Source organism: Phytobacter sp. (assembly GCF_059074235.1).
The window spans coordinates 1698746-1721224 of sequence record NZ_JCACPZ010000004.1 but is presented as its reverse complement, the minus strand read 5'-3'; the positions used below and the strand labels follow the sequence as shown (position 1 = coordinate 1721224).

Below are 22479 nucleotides of genomic sequence, written 5' to 3'. Positions count from 1 at the left end.
TCCGTTAGCGCAAGACAATGTCATAAGGAATTTGTTTAAATGTTACGTTGGCTTGTGCCAGTCGTTCTGGGCCAATGCGGCTCGTTTCGCCATATATTACTTTTGGTCCTTCATGAGGGAAAGTTTCGAGCAGCCAAGCAAGTAAGGAGCGAGTTAAAACGTTCCCACTATTGGGACGACGGTCGCCAAGTATACCGTTATAAAGTAAGTAATAAGCTGTCTCATTATGAGAACCAAGATATGGTATATTCATAGCTTGGAGAGCGCCCATACCAGTTTCGTGATGCCAGATATATGCAGCCAAAGGTGCAAATTTGATATCGGGGCGAATCTGACCATTTGGTTGAAATACAGGTTCTGGGTTTAATGTGTAAAAACTAAAACCACCGCCTCCTTGCCATTCAACACGTTGAGAAATCCCCCCCTGTTCCCCATTAATCACTTTTTGTAGGCGTGGGATACAGTGTGTTTTGGCATGTTCACCCATTTCAATACCAATATAACGTCGGTTCATTTTGTGTGCGACAGCGGCTGAGGTGCCGGAACCAAGGAATGAATCAAGTACCAAATCACCAGCGTGAGTTGATATTTCAAATACCCTTGAAATAAGTAGCTCCGGTTTTGGGGTAATAAAATCATCGAGCAATGAATTGCTATCTAGAACTGCTCGAACCTCTTTCCGTGAACCATCAGTATGACCAGCAAAGTCATGAGCCCAGAGGCTATGAGGTACTACTCCGTCGTTCTTTAATAGATGCTTGTATCTCTTAAAAGATGGGGTTTTGCTTTTGCCATCTTTCCCCCAATATATAAAATCCTCTTGGACATGGCGGAGATGCTCTTCACGCGAATAAGACCAGACTCTGGTTTTCTTGGGCCATATTTCCTCCCCCGTATTCGGATTTTTTATTGGATAGTAAAGATTAGGGCGCTCATCGGCACTCTTACTACATGTGTAATTATCTGGTCTAAATATTCCACGGGCATCTTCATATTTGTATTGTCTATCTTTTTCATTCGTCCGTGGAAGCAAATTCCTTTTCCATAAGGGCGATTTTCTATAAACTAATATATGGTCATGCATGGGGGCAATTGTTTTATGATCATTAGCAACCGCGTATTTCTTCTGCCAAATTACGTTTGCAACAAAATTAGTTCGGCCAAAAATCTCATCCATCATTACTTTCATATAGTGGGCTTCATTATCATCCAATGTAACCCAAATACTTCCGTCTTCAGCCAGAAGATCTCGTAAAAGAACTAACCGAGGATACATCATCGATAGCCACTGACTATGTTCCAGTTTATCGTCATAGTGCTCAAAAGCGGATTGAGTGTTGTAAGGAGGATCAATAAAAATGCACTTCACTTGACTCGCATAAAGGGGCATTAAGGCGCGTAATGCTAGGAGATTATCCCCTTGTATGACCATATTGTCTCTGGACGGCGAACCGAATTCTGCTTCTTTTTGCAGCAAATGGTAAGGCACTGAAATGCTTACGGCTTTGGCTTGATTTTTGTTTACCCAGTCCAGAAATGGCATAGTGGTGTCTTGTCCTTCTGTTAAACTTGGGCGTTATGATACCTTAAAACCTGATTTTGTTCAGGTTGTTGCTTGTAGAGATGTTTATAATTAGTTCACTATGTGGACTCAAGTTTTTACGAATTGATTGTTAAATAATCTATTGATTTAATAATAATTTTCCATAACAACGCTATGGTGCGCCACGCCTGACGGATGAGCTTCGTGCTCAGGGACGGGTGTATAACATAAAAACCGTGGCGGCCAGCCTGCGTCGGCAGGACTGCGGACGAAAGCTTCGCGGCGGTTCAGGCCGGTCAGTTACCGTGAGCATGGTCTGCCAGAATCAGAGAATCTGCTGAAGCAGGACTTTTACGCCAGTGGCCCGAATCAGAAGTGGGTGGGTGACATCACGTATCTTCGCACCGGTGAAGGCTGGCTTTACCTGGCCGTGGTTATCGACCTCAGTCATTGGCTGGTCAATGTCATCGCGAATGACAGCACAGCTTGCCTGCGATGCACTACAGATGGCGCTCTGGCGGCGTGAACATCCAGAAAATGTCATTGTACATACAGACAGAGGTGGTCAGTACTGTTCAACGGATTACCAGAGTTTACTGAAACGCCATAATCTGCAGGGCAGCATGAGTGCCAGAGGCTGTTGTTACGACAATGCCTGTGCGGAAAGCTTCTTCCACTCACTTAAAGTGGAATGTATTCACGGAGAGGAGTTTGCCAGCCGAGAAATAATGCGAACAGCAGTGTTTAATTATATTGAGTGCGATTACAACCGGTGGCACCGAAACAGTGCCTGTGGCGGTCTCAGTCCGGAACAATTTGAAAACCAGAACCTCGCTTAGGGCCGTGTCCACATTACGCGGGTAGGATCAATCCGCTTCCCCCTCATCAACCCCTTCCTCTCCACCATCACCCCATCTTTAAAATACCGACTCGGCCAAACCACCGACGGATGCACACCCAGCGCCTCGGCAATCAAATACTCTCCCTTGGGCCAGGGCCTCGTCAGCGCATTAGCGAGCGTCGATGAACTCAACCCAGCCGCGCGTGAAACCGCTGCTAGCGATGTCCCTTTCTTGCGTAAACCCGCGATGATATCTGCGGTATGCCAGTCCTTTTGCATAGTTTCCTCAACTCGGTTGATAGCGAATGTTTTAAAGCTGAGAGGTAATTTAAACGCAACGGAGAGGGCTGGATACTACGCCAAACGTAGCTTTGAAAGAGGCAGCACGCAGAGTACCGCCTCCGAGGATTAACGCCTAAACCCGCCTCCCCACCAGCTCAATCATATTAAAAAACGCCCCCGCACCGGCATCCATAATCGGCACCATCATCTCCTGCGCCATCGGGCATTCCATAAACTCATCCCAGGCTTTGGTGCAGCAGTCCATCTCACGTGGCTCGCTCAGCGCCATGCCGGGCGCTTTCTCCCACAACGCCTTCCACCAGGCACGGGAGAAAAAGTACCACTCCGGCGTCCAGAAGGGCTTCACCACCTCCGGCAGGTTGCCCTCGGAGTAATCGCCGATGAATCCCGGCACGGCCACGGCGATGTGCCCGCCGGGTTTCAGGTAGGGCAGCAGCTCAGGCAGCATGGTGTCGTTGCTGCCAAAATACTGATACGCATCCACGCTGATGATGGCGTCGAAGTAATCGTGCGCGAACGGGATCTCTTTCGTGGCATCGAGGCGCAGGGGGAAGATGCGGTCATCCAGCCCCAGTGCGGCAAAGCGCTGCGCGTTCTCGGTGGGGGAGATCCACAAATCGGCGGCGAAGACCGTCACATCGAACTTTCGGGCGAGCAAAATGGAAGAGATTCCCTTCCCACAGCCGAGGTCCAGAACGCGCATGCCGGGCCGCAGGGGCAGCGAACTCGCCAGCTCCTCGGTAATGCGCATCGCGTTCGGGCCCATCATGGCCTCGCGCAGAAACGCGCGGTCATAAGCGTCAGTAAAGGGTGTAGTGGTTGTCATGGCCATCACTGCTCCTTAGCGATTATCCAACTGGGCGCGAACGTTGTTCAGCCCGGTGGTGTTGATGCGGTACGGCTGACCCTTCACGGACTTGATCAGCTTTTTGGTTTTGAGTTTTTTGAAGACGGCGAGCGTACAGTCGCTGAGCAGCAGCCCCTCGCGGGTAAAACACTCAACGGTGGTGACGCGGCCAGAGGCGTCGCGGGTGTGGGCGATGCGTCCACCTTTGGCGAGTACGTGTAAGGTACGTTGTTCCTGACGGGATAAATTCATACTGAAACCTGTTAATCATCATGTGCAAAACGTGCAAACACCCGGCGGTGCCCGCATTCCATTTCAGCGCAGTGATAATCAGCCCGGCCTGAAGAGGTCGGCTAACTGATTATCAGATGATTACATTCTCCAGCATCGAAGCCTCAGTAAGAGTAGGTAGGTATTTACGTGGTGAATGTTAACACGTGAAGTTCATGTGGGAATGATTTGGCTTAAGGCGTGTGATCGCGATCGGGTTAATCATGCTTATCATCTTTGATGATTTTCGCAGCCTGGCCGGATAACCCCTCAAAAATGGCTTTACTGATGTGTTCGGGGAAATCCACTGGCAGTTCTGCCGTCACAGTGGCGATAACGTCCTCCGTTTGATTGGCCATCTCCTGCATGAGTCTGCGTGCCATATCGGGTGAAAAGCCAACATGAGCAGCCGTACTGATAAAATGCCGTGGCTGAATCAATGAGAAGTGGTACTGCCGATTCTTCCCCTGTAGCGCCATCGCCATTTTGGCTTTTTTGCGTGGGATGCTCGCCGCGCCAAAAATTGGAAATGCGGACATCACATCATATAAAGGGGTCAGGCGGAATGAGGATTCAGGTTCGATGAACACGCTGAAATTTTTCCCGTGACCGTCGATTGCCGCCAGCATCCAGAAGAGGATCTGCGATTTAAAGAACATTTCTCGGTCCGGTGTGGCAAGGCGTGAACCTAGCAGCAACGTCATGGCATCGGCGATACCTGGTCCTCCGTGTGACTCATATTTTAGCGCCGGAGCAACTCCTAATGCCTGGCAAAAATCCTCCTGTGGCAAGCGCATCAGCCAGCCATCGCGGGACCATCTGCGGTCAAAACGCTCGACAATCAGCACCTTTTTTTTGCCAAATATCGCCAGTTCAGCATCAGCAACCGGGAATCCAAAGGCTTTCGTAATGCGCAGGCACAGCCATTCGTTTTCACAGCTCTCACTGAGATCGATATTGTTCTGTTCTATACGGCCAATCGGCAGTTTAAAAATGTGACTTGTCGGCGTGCTGCCCAGCGGCCTTTGCCAGCGGTCCTGGTACCAGAGCAGCGCCGTTTTTTCCTGAGCGCCAGCGAGAGAGATGCGAAAATCTGCGCCTTCTTCCATACCCAACGGGGCCGTTTGATAACCCTCAAGCAACGCGGCTATCTGCAACTCATCAAGCGGTTCTGCCTGTATTTCTAGCACTAAGGGGATGTCGTTTCCCGGCGGATAAAGCTGGATGGCGCCGACACAGTCGCGCCCGACACTCGCCAGTAAGTCAAAAGGATGCGCGGTTTCTACCTGAAAGCGGGCCTGCATTCTGGCAATTATCGCCTCGGAATCGGGCAACAGGTTGCTGAAGAAATTGAAAACTTCCTTGCCCTTGATTCGGCTGTGCTGGAGAGGAAGTGATAATGAAATGGCACGTGAACCGGGCTCAGACAGCCATTCAGGTATGTACTGAAATGACATCGCACCGCTGCCATCCCGGTACAATGTACCCACCACATCGCCGTTCATTGCGACAGTCAGTGTTTGTGTTCTCATTCTTTACCACTCCTTCGTCCAGACTTTTTTCTCGTCCAGCGTGTCGCCTTTTTTGACCACATGCAGCTCCAGGTCCAGGGCTGAAAGGATCTTGAACAGCGTTTCCAGCTTGGTGGATTCTGGTCTGTTTTCGAAATCAGAAACTGTGGTCTGTTTGATCCCGATAAGCTCAGCGGTATGAGTCTGGGTCAGCTTGCTCAGTTTGCGTTGGTCTTTGACTGCACTAGCCAGTGAGGCCGGAGAGGTCACTTTCATTATTAGCCCCTTTAGCGGATATTTAAAGAAAAACCCCTGTAGGGGATAAAACAAGATTATCCGCTATAAAGGATGAATGCAATTTAACCCTTATAGCGGATACGGCGTCTCGGGTATCCGTCATACTTAAAGGAGTTTTGAGTCTTCGGGCACGGATTGAGGAAGAGCCTCAGGCAAACTAAATGGAAGTGTATCCGCAACATCTGAAAACCAGGGGAGTGTTTCCCACACTTTTGGATCACCAATCACAAATATATTTTTCTTGGCCCTGGTTAATGCCACATTTATTAAATTAGGTTTGCTGGCTGCCCAATTTGCACCACCGCTATTATCTTCATCACACCCCAATACAAAAATGACGATATCATTTTCTTTTCCCTGAAAGGTATGAACAGTACCAATACATTGTTGCTGCCATTTACTAATTTCGCTGCGTTTTAATGAAGGGGTATGTTTTTGCCAGATTTTAAGATCACGTTTTTCAAGTAATTCAACAAGCGCGGCTTTAACGGCTTTAAAAGGTGTGATGACATATATACTGTTCAGAGATACATTTTCTGCCAGCAAATGGTCTAAAAGAAGCACTAAATTTTTACCATGGCTATCACGGTATTGTTTTTTTGCAAGCCCACCCGCTGAAACAATCCACTTATTACCGAGGACATTATTAATAGATTTGCTACGGATTTTTTCAGCATTTAATCCATGTATCATTCTGTCGTTGTAAGCCATTTTGTTTGCCAGGCTGAACATCGGTTCGTTACAACGACGATGAACCCATAAAGGAATGCCAATCCATTCCTTATTGTTCATAACTTCTAATTCACAGCCCCAATGATTTGCACGATCTGCAATTTGCTGAACGGATATCTTACCAGGATTCCAGTCACTTGCGTCATCTCCAAGTACATCCAGACAGATGCGTTCTACAAGTGCCGGGGATGTCGTAAACACTGGCTCTATCTGAAGGGGATCTCCCACGACTAACACTCGCCGGGAGCGCCAGATAGCACCAACAGCCTGTTGTGGTGATGCCTGGCCCGCTTCATCGATCATTAACCAACCTAATTCATCACTTTTAACGTTATGAAACATTCGTCCTACTGATGCAAAGGTGGTTGAGACAACGGGAACAAACATAAAAAGTAACTGCCACCACCGTAATGGGTGGCTCTCAGAATAAGGTTTTTCAAGAAAAGACTTAAGTGACATCAAATTTCGGCGGAACTCTTTTTTGTTCAATGCTTCATAAAGCCACGCTTTATGTAAATCAATCGCGGCGACAAATAATGTCGACCGTAAATGATTGATTGTTGCATTCTGCCAAAGCGCAATGCGTTGTAAAGTTACATCTGAAATATCCAACTGATTATCAGGCAAGTTAATACCAGGGTAGCGTTGTTGTAATCGTTGCAATTCTATTCGGTCATGTTCCTGCTGCTGCCGGATGTTATCAATTTCATCTTGCAAGACTTGTTTTCTCTTAATAGCAACATTATAGTGATAGTCTTCCTCTGCATAATTCTCTTTGAACCTCTGCTTCAATTCGTTAAGGTTTTTCAATATCAATGTATTTTGAGACTTTAATCGTTTTTGTTCCCGGGATTTATTCCAGTGAAAAATCGATGCGATCCATCTGGTTTTTTGTTCTTCGAGTTTGGATTCAATATGTTGAGCTTGAAGAATAGCATCATCGTTTTCTTTTATTTTAATGCTTATCTCATTCAGTCTGTAGGTGTGCTTCTTACATTGTTGCACGAGCATCTGTAGATCTGACACCAAATGTTTATCTGCTGGAAGAGTGCTTTTAGTCAGTAGGGCAGCATAACTTATCAACTCCTGTTGCATTGCTTCGGTCTGCTTTAAACATTTCTGAAAATGAACATGGGCATCAGCAAATGTTAATTTGCTTTGCAGCCGTTTCCAGCGCCATAAGCTGAGGAAGTTTTCATCCTCAGGACGAGATGTTTCAGATGGCGTTTCTCGCAGGAAATGTTCATTAATAAATAAACGTTGCCCGAATTTTGTTCGATTGGCTTTTTTTCCGAGTGCCGCAGAGATCATTCCCCAGCACTGTTTTTCCTTTTCGAGAGGCCGAAATAGATGATATTCGCGCTCTTTACCCTCTCCATTCTTTCCTTTTTTATGCTCTCGTTTGGGACGATTTTCCGCTGCGAGTTGGTTTGCTGTAGGGGCTAAATATTCGAGTGAATAAAACTCCTGAGCAAGCGATTTTAACTGTGGAAGCTCCTTTGAGATGTTCTCTACCGCGGCATTGTTTGATGACGCAATGACCATTTCAAAACCGGTCAATTCAGGTACAACGAACCCCTCTTTATCCAACGTTTCACTAACGCTATTGAAGCTTGAAAGCTTGCGTCCACGTTCAACGATGTTATGTGCAACAAGATCACGCAGCATTGTCGTTTTTCCAGTGCCTGGAGGGCCATTAACTGATAGCATTCCCCCTTCATCCAGCTCTTCAATTGCAGTGTTAATGGCAAATTGCTGCATCAATGACATCGCATGTTCCGGATCGGAAGGCCATCTTCCGGCAGGCATTTTAGCAGGGTGTAAATTATTAATAATTTCTGACAATCCCTCTTTTGAATAGAGAGAAGGTTTCCTTATTGCCTGGTCGGTAAGATATGTCCTGAGTGCTTTGCATTTATCCTTATTAAGAAGCCCGGTAATGACAAGCTCCAGATCATCAAAATAGAAGCTATTCAAAATGGGTAATTTTAAGGCTTGGTCATTGAGACTGAGTTCTACATCATTTTCGTTTTCTTCTTCTGTGGCTGGTTGCGAAATATCACTATTTCGTTCTGACCAGTCTATTTGCAGTGCATATTTCCAGGACGGAACAAAATCAGCCCATTTTGTCAGATAATCATTTAATAAATTTAAAATATCTTCAGATCGTAAAATTCCGGGGCCTTTCTCATGTGCCGGTTTTAGTTTGTGTTGAAAATTACTTAATGCATCAGCAAGTTGAGCGCAATCAGACGTAAAAATATCAGAGCGTAGATGGGAGAATCGTCCCTTTTTCAAATGACCTAAAGCCCATGGAAGAGAGCTAACTGACAATTTATCTAATGCAGGTGCGCCTTCGTGGTTTAACAATACCTTTGCAAAACACGTCGTACCTTCCTGATCAAGGCGTTGATCAAGTTCTTCTTTGGTATCGTCTGCATCTGGCCCAAAGATACTTTGGCTAATGATATTGGACATCGACTTTTCGAATAAGCCGATGTGTATACCATATGTAGCTTTATGCGGAATATCATGTTCCATGCGAAGTTGTTCAGATAGCCAGGGAAGGGCACTATCCCCTGCTTCCTTAAGCTCTCTGAGGGAAATTACCAGGCTGTCATCTTTTTTTTCAAGAGAATATGGTTGAAAAAATTCCATCCGTTGCCAGGTTTTTAATATGTCTTGCGGAGAAGTAGTAGCCATCTTAGTTCTTTATTCGCATTTGTAAGTTGAATGCAAATAGAATACTCCAGTTGGACAGGAATTGTCAGGCAATCTATACAAACTTTGATTTTAAGAGGGTAAATAAAGTGAAGCATGTCATTTCATAAGAGGATATATTGATATATCTAATGTGTTGAGGGTACCAAAGGCGAAGTTATTGCTCGGAGAAATAATTGCAACTATAGCAGTCAACAAAAATTAGCTACAACTTTAGAGATTCCCCAAAAATCATTCTGATTCATTCAGTGTCAAAATACTATTACAGTGATGAGGTCTGAGTTGACTGTAATATCCAGTTGTGCAATTTATTATCTTTGCGCTGAGTTCTCTAAAGTTAGCGTATATCCGGCATCCATGCTGTATAGCGAAATAAATGTAACGTTTAGCCACTCAGATAAAAGCTACATCACCATATCAGGTTTGATGATGATATCACTTATGTCAGGCGGCAGAATTTACTATGCCACTACAAATATGTACCTTTATTCACAGGAGGCGTGGAAATCCTCTTTGCCATTCCCATACCATGCTGAGCAGACTTTTGCAGTGTCAGGGACTTTTATCGTGACCGCCTTATCGGTGCCGTTGTAACGGCAGACCAGAAATAACGGCATGTCCTTCTCGCGGGCATAATCCTGGTAATCCTTGAGCGTCCACTCCGTTTTATTCTGCGTGTCAGGCATCAGTTCCCCAAGTTGTTGAGGTGGTCCCTGAAACAGGCTTACATCGTTCAGTCGGTGTGGCTTGCTTTTAACCTGGAAGGAATCAGGGCAGGTAATTTTTTCAGCATTCGCCATGCCGGAGAACAGGGTCAGGGCACTCACGAGCAGCAGTGATTTACTCCACGACATAATAATTTGCTCCATTGTTTTCCATTCGGGGAGATTGTCGGACTGCCATATTTAAACAGGAAGTGTCCGCTGGAGAAACAAATCCACCCATTCTGCGGCCCTCTTCCCAACTAAATCAGGTGGGGGCAGGAAGGGGTTTATTCACAAGGTGAGGGCGTTATACTGCGTAAGTCCTCGTTTTGGAAAGGAATGGAGAATGAGCTATTACAATTCGAACGCTATCTATGACCATCTTGGCCACACGCCGCACTACTGCTGGACGGTGGGGAATGCCTGGATTCTGGTGTATGGCGATCACAACTCCGATCCTAAATTAATCATTTTTGCCCACGGTAAGTCCTGGCTGGAGGATGACAGAGTGCTGGCGGTAGTGGCGGTCCTCTCCCGCTGGGCAAACCTTCCCAGCGTGCGTATTGAGTTTGACGACAGTGTTGATGAGATTGAGAGAGTCAGGCTTCACCTCGATGCTCAAACTCAGCAGGACATTACGTTGCCGCAGCTCAAAGCGCTCTTTGCCGAACGTGGTGTGCCGGTGAATTCAGACAACTTTGCCAAAGCCATTAACGATAAAGAGAGCAGTGCGTACCATAAGTGGCAACGCGCATCGCTGGGCAATATTACGGTAAGCGATATAGACCTGGTGCGTATCGACAATCGCAAGATGGTTGCCATTCTTGAACTCAAACGCTCGTTCAAATCGCTGAATGACTGGAATCCATACCCGGTTGATTACCCCAACTTCCGGCTGATTAATAACGTCTGCGTCAGAGCGGGGCTGGGTTTTATGATTGCTTATAACGTGCGTCACACCAAACCCGCATTTTTCGACGATCCGTCGCAAATCAAACTCTTCTGGTACGACGCGAACTTTAACGTCACGCAGACAAAAATCGTGTCGCTGGCAGATTTCCAGAGCTCGAATTACTGATGCTGAAGGGGGATAGGCTGCACCTACCGCTACTCCGCTATTCCTGAAATGCAGATGCTTACAGCGGGGGGGTTCTGGTCCGGCTGAAAATCGATGAGGCGTTGGCGTCTGACCGGGACCGCCCGCAGGGAAGCGGGCGGAGGGGATACCCTGCAAGGACGCAGGCTGGTCCCCGACCCGAAAGTCAGACGACATAAGGCAAATGGACCGCGCCAGCGGCGATTTTCTTAGCCGGGAGCCTGGGTTGCAAGGGAGGTGGCGGCGAGCCTCCCTTGCACGTTCACGTGTGGAGAGGCTTCATGGGAGTATTGCACGCAAGGTGAACGGAACGATTCCACCGAACGACTTACTCCCCCATCAACCCATTAATCTTCTCATACACCGCCTGCGCGCTGGTCGCTTCCGCAAACTCCACGTTTACCGCCTGCTGTTTCAGCATCTCGAAGAACTTACGCTGCACCTCGACAATCGCCTGGTCGCCAACGCGCATGTTCTCCGCCTTGGTCTCGACCAGCAGGTAAACGCTGGTCGCATCCTCGCGCTCAATCAGGTAAACGAAGTCAGGCGTCGTGGTGCCGCCGGTGTATTTCGGCACCTGAATCGCCCGCTTAGGCAGCTTGCCAAACACGGTCACCTTCGCCGGGTAGTTGTGCTTAAGCAGCGCCAGTTCCGGGTCGGCGCTGTCGTAGCGCAGCGGCGGCATCTCGTAGAGGTAACGCGCATCGTCGATGGCGGCAGGGTCAGTGGATTTACCGAGGATCTCCGCCGTCACATCTTCTTTAAACGCCTGACGTTCACTGTCGAAAATCGACGTAGAGGCCTGGAATGCCAGCGGCTCGTACACGTAACTCTGGGCAAAGCGTTCGTCGAAGCGCTGCTTAAACTCGCGCACCAGGTTGTCCAGCGTCGGCTGGCTCAGGTAGCGGGCATCGCCCTTAAAGGTGTCGCGCAGCATAGTGAGCAGCAGCGGATGAAGCATCTTCACCGGCAGGCTGGTGTGCAGCACCAGTTGCTTGAGGAACTGACCGTACGGCAGGCCCGGCAGGAACTGGCGCGCATCGTAGTCGCCTTCGCGCTCCGCCACCACCATCTTATTACCGTCCCCCATGCGCAACGTCTGCTGCGTCTGGTTAGGCTTTTCACGGGTGTACAGGGCTTCGTTGCCCATCACCGCTTCCGCAATGTGCGACAGCGAATCCGGGATGCGCTCGAACTGCAGCATATAGCGGCGGGAGAAGTGTAGCCAGACGTCCTTCAGTTGCTCCCAGTTCTCTTTGCGCAGCTTCACGCGCAGTTTGGATGCCGGTTTATTCTCCTGAATGCGGTCCGCGCGCACGCGTGCCTGATCCAGTTCGGAATAATAGTGCAGCAGCCACGCAAAGCCGCTTTGGGTGACGCCATCGATGGTCACTTCGGCGTGGAAATCATTATTTCGTTTGATGAGGCCTTTCTCATCCAGCTCGGCCAGCAAGGTCTCTTCGTTATATGCCGGGTTCACCTTCTGGCGTTCGGTGACAATCAGCTTAATCATCGCCTCGTCGAGTTTGTGCTCGTTAAGCTGAATCTTACTGTCGCGGTTAATTTCGTCGACCAGGGTGCGGGCAAAGGCTTTTTCGTCATAGCCGATCAGGAATGCCAGCCGCGAAGGCCACTCTTCCTGCTGCACGCGGTGGCCGTTTTCATCCACTGGCAGACGCAGGCCGCGGCCCACTTCCTGGATTTTGCTCGCCTCGCTGCCGGAGGTGCGCAGTTTGGCGATGACAAAGACGTTCGGGTTATCCCAGCCTTCACGCAGCGTCCATTTGGAGAACAGGAAACGGCGGGTCTCCCAGTTACCGTGCGAATCTTTAAAGCTGAGCAGCTTCTCTTTATTTTTGAGAATGTCGTCGACTTCTGCCTGAATCGCCTCGTCGCCGCTGCCCCGGTCCTCGCCAAAATATCCGGCGTGAACGTTCTGCTCATCCGAATTAAGACTCGCAAGGGTGGCGCGCAGGAAGGACAAATACTCCCCTTCGCGCGGCAACGTCTTCGGCTCATATTCGCTGATAAGTATCGTCAGCTTATTACGCAGTAGCCGCTCGAAGGTCAGCTTTAACCAGCCTTCGCCGTCGCGGTAGCTCTTAATACTGTCGATAAAGAACAGGCTGAGAGATTTAATACGCGGCGCGTTGTTGTCGCGTTCGTTACCGCGCAGGAAGTTGGCCTGCTCGGTAGTGAAATGTTTGTCGATGGCATCCTGAATAATCAGCGCCTGGTAGCTGGCGTTAAAGGTGCCGGGCACCAGCGCCATACCGGTTTCCAGTTCCAGATCGTTGGAGAGCATTTTGCTGCCGGCATATTCAATATTGCCTTCAAATCCGGCGTCCACGTCGGCCAGATTATCCCCCACGCCCACCTCAAAATAACGGCTACCCTGTTTGAGGGTCAGCTTTTTAGCGCTGAGGCTGTCAACGATATAACGGTTCTGCGCCTGCTCTTCGCTCAGGTTCGGGTAATAAATATCGATGCCTTTCACCAGCCCGCCGTTGAAGCTGTCTACCGCGTTGAGGTCGAACTGCGGCTGGCGGCGGTAATAGTCTTTACGCACCACCTTATTTTTGCCTTTCCCTTCTTCGATTTCCGGGAAGGTGGCACCAAAGCGCACGATCATCTGCGGCTTAATCGACTCGACGGCTTTGTAGAATTTGTTATCACGGGCGAAGCGGTGCGGCTCATCCATAATCACCACCGGGCGGGTCATTTGCAGGCCTTCGATGGGCGAGGTCAGCCCGCCAATTAAGGTCTGGTCATAGTCGCTGCGGGTCATGCTGGCGGAGTTCAGCATCTGGGCGTTAATCAGCAGCACCTGAATGGTGTGGCTGTTGCTGCGGCTGGCGTCGGTGAAATTGAGCAACTGCACCGGAAAGTTTTTGCGGCCTGATTTGGCTTTGAAATCCCCGGCGTTAATGGTGGAAAGCTCAATGCGCGTGTTTTCATAAAACTGCGAAAAGTGCTGACGGGCATAGTCGCTGGTAATAAAGTTGCGCGCCCCTTCCTTGATGGCGGGCGTCGGCACGACGAGCACGAATTTAAACAGGCCATAGCGGCGATGCAGTTCATACATCAGGCGGGTATAAACGTAAGTTTTCCCGGTGCCGGTTTCCATTTTCACGTCGATATGGGTGTTATCTTCATAGCGACCGTTGATCAGCGGATTGGCGAAATTAGCGTGGTCCGCAACCGAGCCATCAATACCCGAAAAGTGGTGGAGTATCGCCTCAAGCGCCTGTTCCTGGTGCGGCAGTTCTTCTAATAAAATTTTCATCTCGCCCGCCTCAGTAACGCTTCACCAGGTTCACTTTCTGGTCGAGCTGTTTTAAGCCCAGCTCCAGTTCGCGAAGGGATTCGAGGTCAAACGAATAGCCGTAAACCACCACCGTCTGCACCGCCAGTTGATGGGTACCAATCTGGTTGAGCAGCTCGCGGGTTTGCGCCGCACGCCATTTCTCTTCGATCAAATAGAGGCGCGTGCCGTCCACATACGTGGCGGTGTAGCCCGCGAACGCCAGTTTTTGCGCATCAACGTCCAGCTTGTAGCCGTCGGAGACCAGCCAGGTGGTGAGAATTGTCTCTTCGCCGGAGGTGTTACCGGAAAGTCCCAGCCCCTGCGCGGAGAACGGCGTAATCATATTGTCGAAACCGGACTCGCTGAATGCCGTCAACTGGCCGCTGGTGGTCATGAAATTGCCGGTGGCAATATCGAAGCTGTCTAAATCATCCAGCGTCTGCTGCACCGGCGTGACGAAACGGTAATGTTTAAAACCAAGATCGGCATCGGTGCCCGGTATTTCCGTGCGGATGTAGCGGGCCGCGCGCTTAATACGTTCGCGGCTCATCTGGTCAATCGAGGTGAAGCCCAGCGCGCGGGCGGCGTTATCTTCGCGAATAGGCTCCGCCAGCTGCACGGTAATAAAGCTGTGCGTGCTGCCGGTTTCGGCATTCAGTTCCATGACCGCATGTGCGGTGGTGCCGGAACCGGCGAAGAAGTCCAGCACCACGGCGTTCTCAATACCCTGAATAGAGTTGAGCATTCGTTTTACCAGACTCACCGGTTTCGGGTTGTCGAAGTGGATATCCAGCGCGGAGAGCAGGGTGTCGTCGCTGCCGCCAAAATAGAACAGTGACGGCACGTTCTCGTACATATTCTCTTTGAGAATGTACTTACGGTTCGGCTGCGTGGTGTCATCTTTGCCAAACAGAATCAGCCCTTTTTCCTGCAGATCTTTCATGGTGGCGGACGGATTACGCCAGCCGCGTTCAGGCAGCGGGCAGGGCTTACCAGTGACCGGGTGGATCAACGGAATGAAATAATCATCCGGCGCTTTTTTCTTATTCGGCCACGCCATGGAGACAGGACGGAAAATATCGCCGTTATCGTCAATCTGGTTATAGGCCTTTTCGCCGCCGCTGAAGTTCTGTTGAGAAATCCACTCTTTATATTCTTTGCGAACGGCGTCAGTGATGCCTTTATGTTTTTTAATTAAGGCGTCGACCTTCTCCAGCATCCGGGCGGCATTCTCTTTCGGCCGCTTCAGGCTGTTGACCTCTTTAAAGGCTTCGCTGTTTTTGCAGTACGCCAGAATCACTTCATGCTGCTGAGAAACCCCCGTGGCGTCGCCTTTGGGGTTGCGTTTATCCCAGATGATTTCGCCTAAATCGTTGGCCTCGCCAAAGATCTCATTGCACAGCAGCTTGAGGTTGGCGTGCTCGTTCTCATCGATATGAATAAAGATGACGCCGGATTCACGCAGTACCCGTTTTGCCAGCCACAGGCGCGGGTACATAAAGGTCAGCCAGGCGGCGTGGGTTGCCTTGCCCTGGATGGATTTCAGCCGGGCCAGTTCCTGATCGTTCAAGCCAAACATCGTTTGTAATGCCTGGTCGCTGTACTCGAAGGTGTCCGGGTAGACAAAGCCGTCGGAGCCGGTGTTGTACGGCGGGTCGATATAGATGATGTCGACGGCATTGTGGTAGTTGTTCTGCAGGTGGCGCAGCACCTCAAGATTGTCGCCAGTGAGGAACAGATTCTGGCTGGCGCTGTGTTCCGGCTGCGCGTTGTGCTCGCTGTCCGGCACAATCACCGTGGCGGATTTTTCACCGGCCTGTTTTTTTGCGTAGTCTTTGCCAATGAAATCAAGCTGGTAACCGCTGCTTAACTCCTCAATGTTGCGTTCTCTGAGCGCGTTCTGAAACTTCGCCAGATCAAAGGTGCCTTTGGCAAGCAGGTTGCCATTTTCATCATATTCATCCGGGGTGAAAAACTCAGGCAGCTTGGCGTGCAACTCATTCAGAAAGGCGCTGTTGGGAGTAATGGATTCATTATGTTTCTGTAAATCTTTAAGCATTCACGTTTACTCCGACGACGTTCCATTGAGGGTCAAAAAAGCCAGGGGCGATGATACAAAAAAAAGGCCGGGCCGCCTACCTTACGGGGCAGAGTAGGGTTGTTCACTGACGCCAGGTGTCAGTCATCGGTCTTACCGCACAAATCCCTGTAAAAACCAGGACTTTCCCGAATGGATTCATCATGTGAATGGTTTCATGATGGCAAAAAATAAACGCAACGGATGAACGATGAGCGCACACGGTCAGGAAGGCAGACTGCGCCTTTTGACGCTAGGGGAAATCGCCATGGCGCGGCGGGTCTATGGCGAGTCCATTCAGTATGGTCACGTCTGGATCCACTGCGACAGCTATTTACCGTTTGGCATGCAGTGCAGCTGCTACGCGATGACGCCGAATGGCGAAATGTGGTTTCGGGAGCAACACTATAAAGAGGACTTTGCCGCGACCCACGTCTTTATTCAGGACAAGCATCTGTTCATCCATGAATTGGGGCATGTGTGGCAGCACCAGCACGGGCAATGGGTCAGGACCCGAGGGCTATTTAGCTGGGCGGCGGATTACGATTACCAACTGGATAAGCAAAAACTCACCGATTATTCCCTTGAGCAGCAGGCCTCTATTCTGGCGGATTACTGGTTAATAGTGACCTATGGCATCAGTACCTGGCAGTTTTATCAGATGGCGGGGAAGCCGGGGAGATATCGCGGGAAAGATAATCTGAACGACATACCTGCCCTTTATCAAAAACTCATTAAGGGCCGGGAGGGAATATGTTGAGACACGGAGTGGTACTGGCAGCATTTTTATTAACGGGATGTCCGGGGCCGGGCGACAGGGTGGTATCACGCGTACCTGCGCTGGTGGTCATCAAGAACAACGCGGTTTGCGTGGTCTCGCCCATTAAGCCGGACGAGAAAATTACCGGCATTCAGTTTTACAGCAACACGGGCGAGAAACTGGTGCGTATGTTCCACAAACAACCGGTTTATGCCGCGAGCGGTGAGTGTTTACCGCTGTTTGGCTATGCTTTTGTGCCTGACAAACACTACGCGCTGGCCTGGGATGTGGAAGCGCCAAACCCCGAGAATTATCACTTAATTACTGCGGAGTTCAGCGTGTCAGCGAAAGAAGATGGGGGCCTTCGCATTGAGTCCCATTAAGACGAGCCGGCTTAGCTTAAATCGTGCAAATCTTTTTCCAGAGCAGGTGTAAGCGACATGTCAGGGAATATGACCTTCAGCCCCTGCCGCTCCGGCGTGCAGCACATCACGCCCACTTGCACTGCACCTTCAGGGAATGGGCAGAGACGAAGCAGCGGCCAGCGTTTGCGATCGGCGGAATATTGCAGACGTAAGGCACCCCCCTTACGCGTCAGCCGTAACCAGAACTCACGGGGATTCCCCTGAAACAATCCAGTGGCCCAATCGGAATGGGTCAGGGTGAGTACGCTGCCGATGGCGGGCGAACCATCATTGAATTCAATGCCCGCTTTCAGCCAGTGCTGGTCGTCTTTCACCAGCATAATGCCAGCCTGGTCATACAACGTCGTAAAATCCGCGCAGACTTTGACCTGAAAGGTAAAGTCTTCAGTCGTTTCAGTCGCAAAGATATGACCGGAAAACCGTTCGAAGCCGTACCAGGTTTTGCGCCAGAAATCGGTGTGCGCATCCGTCACTACCGAAAGCTCACCGTTTTCAAACTGCCAGGTGGTGGGCTCGTTGATCCATTTAAAAACAGGCTGCATTGATCTTTCCTTGTCAGTGACACCGGGAGTGGTAGAAAGAGTGTAGCGCACACCCCACCCTTGACCGCCGACAAAGTAACGCTGCCTAATCCCTCGCATAATCACGCCCGCTTATCTTTCCACGGGTGTGACCACATGGCTTACCAACTAAACCTTAACTGGCCTGAATTTTTAGAGAAATACTGGCAGAAAAAGCCGGTTGTATTGAAAAACGCGTTCGCGAACTTCGTTGATCCGATTACGCCAGATGAACTGGCAGGCCTGGCGATGGAAGCGGAAGTCGACAGCCGCCTCGTCAGCCATTTCAATGGCGAATGGCAGGCCAGCAACGGTCCGTTCGAGCATTTTGACGGGCTCGGTGAAACCGGCTGGTCACTGCTGGCGCAGGCGGTAAACCACTGGCATGCGCCGTCTGCTGAGCTGGTGAAGCCGTTCAGGGCGATCCCGGAATGGCGCTTTGATGACCTGATGATCTCCTTCTCCGTACCGGGCGGTGGTGTCGGTCCACACATCGACTGGTATGACGTTTTCATCATTCAGGGGATGGGCAGCCGTCGCTGGCGCGTAGGCGATAAACTGCCACTGAAAGAGTTCTGTCCGCATCCGGCGCTGCTGCACGTTGAGCCGTTCACGCCGATCATTGATGAAGATCTGGAACCGGGCGACATTCTCTATATCCCACCAGGATTCCCGCATGACGGCATCACCCATGAAACTGCCTTTAACTACTCCATCGGTTTCCGTGGGCCAAACGGTCGTGACCTGATCAGCAGCTTTGCCGATTATGCCGTTGATAACGATCTGGGTGGCGATCACTACACCGATCCGGATCTGGTTAGCCGCGAAAACCCAGGCCGGATAGAAGATTACGAGCTGGAACGCGTGCGCGGCATGATGATCGAGATGATCAGCCAGCCGGAAGAGTTCAAACAGTGGTTTGGCCGCTTTATCACCACACCGCGCCACGAGCTGGACATTGCCCCGGCAGAGCCGCCGTATGAGCCGCAGGAAGTGCTGGATGCATTGATGGACGACCAGGTGCTGACCCGTCTTGGAGGCCTGCGCGTGCTGCATGTCAGCGACGGCTTCTTCGTCAACAGCGAGCCTTTTGAGACCGTTGCACCGAAGGCGGCAGAAGCACTGTGCCAGCATTTGCTGATCGGTAAGGACGAACTGGGTGAAGCGTTAAACAACCCGACCTTCGTTGCCGAGCTTACCGGGCTGGTTAACCAGGGCTACTGGTATTTCGACGAGTAAGAACATGTGCTCGATCAGGCGGTGAAATCCCCACAAAAATGCGAGCACGAACGGTCCCCTCTCCCCAAAGAGGAGAGGGGATCACCACCAGAGCCTACCGGTAAACCGGCAGCAGGTTAAAGCTCGACAGCACATGAATCAGCGCGTTGCCCGCCCCGAAACACAGAATCAAAATGATCATCGCCTTGCCGCCCCACACCCGATAGTGCGGACTCCCAAAATGTTTACGTGATGCACTCGCTAAAAGCGCGGGCACAATCGCGGCCCACACGGTGGCTGCCAGTCCGGCAAAACCAATCGCATAGATAAAGCCGTTGGGCCACAAAAGTCCGCCGACCATCGGTGGCAGGAAGGTGACCAGCGCGGTCTTAAAGCGCCCCTGCGGGCTGTCGTCAAATTTGAACAGATCCGCCAGATAGTCAAACAACCCCAGGGTGACGCCAAGGAACGAACTGGCGACCGCAAAGTTCGAGAACACCGTCAGCAGCAGATCCAGACCACGACTGTTCAGCACCCCGCTGAGCGCCTGCACCAGCACGTCAATATTGCCGCCTTTCTCTGCGATATCGACAAACGCCGGGCGCGGAATATTGCCCATCGTTCCGACCAGCCAGAAGATGTAAAGGATCAGCGCCATCAGCGTGCCGAGCAGCAGGCAGCGGCGAATGGTCTGCGGATCTTTACCGTAGTACTTCATCAGGCTCGGTACGTTACCGTGGTAGCCAAAGGAGGCCAGGCAGAACGGCAGGGTCATGATGATGTAGGGCAGATAGCTGGGGTTGACTTCGGCAGTGTTGAATAACACCGCAGGCTGCACGTGCCAGATCAACCCACCAAAGCTCATAAAGAAAGTAAGGATCTTCGCACCGAGCACAATGGTGGTCATGCGACTGACCGCCCGGGTACTCAACCAGACAATAAACGCGACCACTAACGCAAATAACACCCCGCCGATTCGAGCCGGGAAATTAATATTCATTTGCGAAAAGGTGTGATGAATAACGGAGCCGCTGGCGGAAATATAAGCGTAAGTCAAAATATAGAGGACGAAGGCGACCGTCAGACCATTAATAATATTCCAGCGGTTGCCGAGTAAGTCTTTTGTGATGGTGTCGAAACTGGCACCAATATGATAATTCAGGTTGGCTTCGAGGATCATTAATCCTGAATGCAACATACAAAACCAGGTGAAAACTAATGCGAGCAAAGACCAAAAAAACCAGGAGCCAGACATAACAACCGGTAATGAAAACATGCCTGCGCCAATAATGGTGCCACCAATAATCATCGCGCCACCGACGAGCGACGGTGCTTTATTTGTTACCGATAGAGTAGCCATAATGCGTTTTCCTCGCGTGGCTATAGACGTCATATTCCGCATCGCCCTTATCGGGCAACGTGTATTTATTCAGGCGTGATATCGGAAAGACGCGCCCATTGCGGGCGCGTCAGAAGGGGCGTTATACCACCGGTTTCAGGCGGGCCACAAAGTGGCGCAGCACCGGCGGCTCGTAGGTAAACGTCAGCCCTTTAATGGACGAAGCGCGTTTCTTCACGGCAATCAGCGAGTCAGCGATATAGTCCATATGGTCGTTGGTGTAGACACGGCGCGGAATGGTCAGGCGCAGCAGCTCCATCGGTGACGGTTTTTGCAGCCCGGTTGCCGGGTCACGGCCCAGCAGCAGAGAGCCAATCTCCACGCTACGAATCCCTGCTTCCAGATAGAGTTCGTTATTCAGCGCATGCGCGGGGAATTGTTCAGCCGGAATATGCGGCAGCAGCAGTTTCGCATCCACGAACACCGCGTGGCCGCCGGTCGGGTACTGAATCGGAATGCCGCCTTCACGCAGACGCTCACCCAGATACTCGACCTGCGCAATACGGTAGGTCAGGTAATCTTCGTTGGTGCCTTCTTCCAGGCCAATAGCCATCGCTTCCATATCGCGCCCCGCCAGGCCGCCATAGGTGACGAAGCCTTCCATTGGCACGCAGCGGATGCGTACTTCGTTAAACAGGTCTTCATCTTCGCGGAAGCAGCACAGCCCGCCAATGTTCACCAGCGGATCTTTTTTCGCCGACATGGTGAGCATGTCGCCGTAGGTGTACATCTCGCGGATGATCTCTTTGACGGAACGATCCGCACAGCCCTCTTCACGCTGCTTGATAAACCAGGCGTTTTCGCAGAAGCGAGCGGAGTCGATAACCACCGGAATCTTATGGCTTTTTGCGATCTGGTACACTTCGCGCATGTTCGCCAGCGAAATCGGCTGACCGCCTGAACTGTTGCAGGTCACGGTGGTGACAATCGCCGCCACGTTCTCTGCGCCATGCTCGGCAATGGTCGCTTTCAACTGGTCGATATCAAAGTTGCCTTTCCAGTCGTACCACGAGGTGGTGTCGAACGCTTTTGGCGTCACCACGTTGATGGCCTTCGCCCCGTTCAGCTCAACGTGGGCGGCGGTGGTGTCGAAGTGGAAGTTAGAGATAAACACCGGCTTTTTCGATTTGCAGCGGGCAATCAGCGAAGGGAAAAGGATCTGCTCAGCGCCACGCCCCTGGTGGGTCGGAATGGTGAACGGATAACCGATGATCTCTTTCACTTTTGCACATAAATTCTGATAGTTGCGTGAGCCTGCGTAGGCTTCATCGCCCATCATCAGCCCGGCCCACTGGCGGTCGCTCATGGCCCCGGTACCGGAGTCGGTCAGCAGGTCGATATAGACATCTTCGCTGTTGAGCAGGAAGGGGTTATATCCGGCCTCGGCCAGCGCTTTCACGCGATCGTCCCAGGTGGTCATTCGGATATTCTCAACCATCTTAATGCGGAAAGGTTCAGGGATGCGTTTCATAATAATTTCTCCAATAGCGTGCCGTGCGACGTCACGATATTTTTGGCGGAATAAAGCACGCAGAAAAATATCGCTCAACGTCGTGTTGAGTTAGATTTTTTTAATGGGTTTCGGGCAGCGGAGAATTAACGTGGGAAGTCGTCAGTAATTCGAGGGTCAAGATTATACCAGGCGTTGAGACCGCCCTGGGCAATGAGGCGGTAAATCAATCTGTATTTCATTACATCGTCCTCAGACGTTACGGGTGTAATAAAAATAGAGAGAAATGAAATAATAACCGCGATTAAACTCACAAATAGTTTATTGGGGATCAAGTGGGACAGGAAAGTTTGAAGACGGACACGCTTTCAATGAAGACGATTGCAAAAAAAAGCCCTGCAATAAGCAGGGCAAAACA

18 protein-coding genes and 1 pseudogene are annotated in these 22479 nt (G+C 50.6%); 5 read left to right on the top strand and 14 right to left on the bottom strand.

The genetic code is table 11. From position 1 onward, the window contains the following. Nucleotides 1-4: 4 nt before the first annotated feature. Entirely contained in the window at nucleotides 5-1543 is a 1539-nt protein-coding gene (locus tag AC5JPW_RS12065; RefSeq protein WP_494240545.1) for a site-specific DNA-methyltransferase, read from the bottom strand. 167 nt (nucleotides 1544-1710) lie between these two features. Here AC5JPW_RS12065 and AC5JPW_RS12060 point away from each other — a divergent pair. Continuing rightward, nucleotides 1711-2382, top strand: a pseudogene (locus tag AC5JPW_RS12060) (IS3 family transposase); the annotation flags it as partial. Here the strand turns inward: AC5JPW_RS12060 and AC5JPW_RS12055 are convergent. The 7 genes from AC5JPW_RS12055 to AC5JPW_RS12025 all read right to left on the bottom strand — a co-directional run bounded on the left by AC5JPW_RS12055 (nucleotide 2379) and on the right by AC5JPW_RS12025 (nucleotide 9919). Further along, complete coding sequence (locus AC5JPW_RS12055; RefSeq protein WP_494240543.1) at nucleotides 2379-2663, bottom strand: helix-turn-helix domain-containing protein; 285 nt, start codon at nucleotides 2661-2663, stop codon at nucleotides 2379-2381. The pseudogene AC5JPW_RS12060 and the gene AC5JPW_RS12055 overlap by 4 nt on opposite strands. A 136-nt stretch (nucleotides 2664-2799) precedes the next feature. Next, entirely contained in the window at nucleotides 2800-3513 is a 714-nt protein-coding gene (locus tag AC5JPW_RS12050) for an SAM-dependent methyltransferase (RefSeq protein ID WP_494240541.1), read from the bottom strand. A gap of 15 nt (nucleotides 3514-3528) precedes the next feature. Beyond that, the gene (locus AC5JPW_RS12045; RefSeq protein WP_494240539.1) at nucleotides 3529-3786 is read right to left on the bottom strand and encodes a YjhX family toxin; all 258 of its coding nucleotides are present in this window, start codon (nucleotides 3784-3786) and stop codon (nucleotides 3529-3531) included. A 236-nt stretch (nucleotides 3787-4022) separates the two neighbouring features. Continuing rightward, nucleotides 4023-5336, bottom strand: a complete 1314-nt coding sequence (locus AC5JPW_RS12040; protein ID WP_494240537.1) for a type II toxin-antitoxin system HipA family toxin — start codon at nucleotides 5334-5336, stop codon at nucleotides 4023-4025. A gap of 3 nt (nucleotides 5337-5339) precedes the next feature. Further along, complete coding sequence (locus tag AC5JPW_RS12035) at nucleotides 5340-5591, bottom strand: helix-turn-helix domain-containing protein (protein WP_494240535.1); 252 nt, start codon at nucleotides 5589-5591, stop codon at nucleotides 5340-5342. Nucleotides 5592-5717: 126 nt separating this feature from the next. Next, the gene (locus AC5JPW_RS12030; RefSeq protein WP_494240533.1) at nucleotides 5718-9047 is read right to left on the bottom strand and encodes a DEAD/DEAH box helicase; all 3330 of its coding nucleotides are present in this window, start codon (nucleotides 9045-9047) and stop codon (nucleotides 5718-5720) included. A gap of 503 nt (nucleotides 9048-9550) precedes the next feature. Next, nucleotides 9551-9919: an STY0301 family protein gene (locus tag AC5JPW_RS12025; RefSeq protein WP_494240531.1), complete on the bottom strand. Its 369-nt coding sequence runs from the start codon at nucleotides 9917-9919 to the stop codon at nucleotides 9551-9553. A gap of 196 nt (nucleotides 9920-10115) precedes the next feature. Between AC5JPW_RS12025 and AC5JPW_RS12020 the strand changes: the two genes are divergently transcribed. After that, nucleotides 10116-10847, top strand: a complete 732-nt coding sequence (locus AC5JPW_RS12020; protein WP_494240529.1) for a hypothetical protein — start codon at nucleotides 10116-10118, stop codon at nucleotides 10845-10847. Nucleotides 10848-11193: 346 nt separating this feature from the next. On the opposite strand, the gene AC5JPW_RS12015 is transcribed toward AC5JPW_RS12020, so the two are convergent. Together AC5JPW_RS12015 and AC5JPW_RS12010 are read right to left on the bottom strand one after the other, a co-directional pair. Next, nucleotides 11194-14151 (bottom strand): type III restriction-modification system endonuclease, encoded by a 2958-nt coding sequence (locus AC5JPW_RS12015; RefSeq protein ID WP_494240528.1) that lies wholly within the window; start codon nucleotides 14149-14151, stop codon nucleotides 11194-11196. Between the two features lie 10 nt (nucleotides 14152-14161). Then, nucleotides 14162-16231, bottom strand: coding sequence for a site-specific DNA-methyltransferase (locus AC5JPW_RS12010; protein WP_494240527.1), 2070 nt, complete (start codon nucleotides 16229-16231; stop codon nucleotides 14162-14164). A 229-nt stretch (nucleotides 16232-16460) separates the two neighbouring features. On the opposite strand from AC5JPW_RS12010, the gene AC5JPW_RS12005 reads away from it, so the two are divergent. Next, nucleotides 16461-17009, top strand: coding sequence for a type IV secretion protein Rhs (locus AC5JPW_RS12005; RefSeq protein WP_494240525.1), 549 nt, complete (start codon nucleotides 16461-16463; stop codon nucleotides 17007-17009). Beyond that, entirely contained in the window at nucleotides 17003-17392 is a 390-nt protein-coding gene (locus AC5JPW_RS12000; protein WP_494240523.1) for a putative T6SS immunity periplasmic lipoprotein, read from the top strand. The genes AC5JPW_RS12005 and AC5JPW_RS12000 overlap by 7 nt, the downstream gene beginning before the upstream one ends. Before the next feature lie 11 nt (nucleotides 17393-17403). Here AC5JPW_RS12000 and AC5JPW_RS11995 read toward each other — a convergent pair whose 3' ends face one another. Beyond that, entirely contained in the window at nucleotides 17404-17976 is a 573-nt protein-coding gene (locus tag AC5JPW_RS11995) for a DUF1349 domain-containing protein (protein ID WP_494240521.1), read from the bottom strand. Nucleotides 17977-18111: 135 nt separating this feature from the next. On the opposite strand from AC5JPW_RS11995, the gene AC5JPW_RS11990 reads away from it, so the two are divergent. Beyond that, nucleotides 18112-19233, top strand: coding sequence for a ribosomal protein uL16 3-hydroxylase (locus tag AC5JPW_RS11990; protein WP_494240519.1), 1122 nt, complete (start codon nucleotides 18112-18114; stop codon nucleotides 19231-19233). A gap of 94 nt (nucleotides 19234-19327) precedes the next feature. Here the strand turns inward: AC5JPW_RS11990 and mtr are convergent, their stop codons facing one another. The 3 genes from mtr to tnaC all read right to left on the bottom strand — a co-directional run bounded on the left by mtr (nucleotide 19328) and on the right by tnaC (nucleotide 22303). Beyond that, nucleotides 19328-20572, bottom strand: a complete 1245-nt coding sequence (gene mtr / locus AC5JPW_RS11985) for a tryptophan permease (RefSeq protein ID WP_494240517.1) — start codon at nucleotides 20570-20572, stop codon at nucleotides 19328-19330. 121 nt (nucleotides 20573-20693) lie between these two features. Continuing rightward, a complete protein-coding gene (gene tnaA, locus AC5JPW_RS11980) occupies nucleotides 20694-22082 on the bottom strand; it encodes a tryptophanase (protein ID WP_494240515.1) in 1389 nt (462 codons plus the stop codon). Between the two features lie 125 nt (nucleotides 22083-22207). Continuing rightward, nucleotides 22208-22303, bottom strand: a complete 96-nt coding sequence (gene tnaC, locus AC5JPW_RS11975; RefSeq protein WP_458044624.1) for a tryptophanase leader peptide — start codon at nucleotides 22301-22303, stop codon at nucleotides 22208-22210. Nucleotides 22304-22479 lie beyond the last annotated feature (176 nt).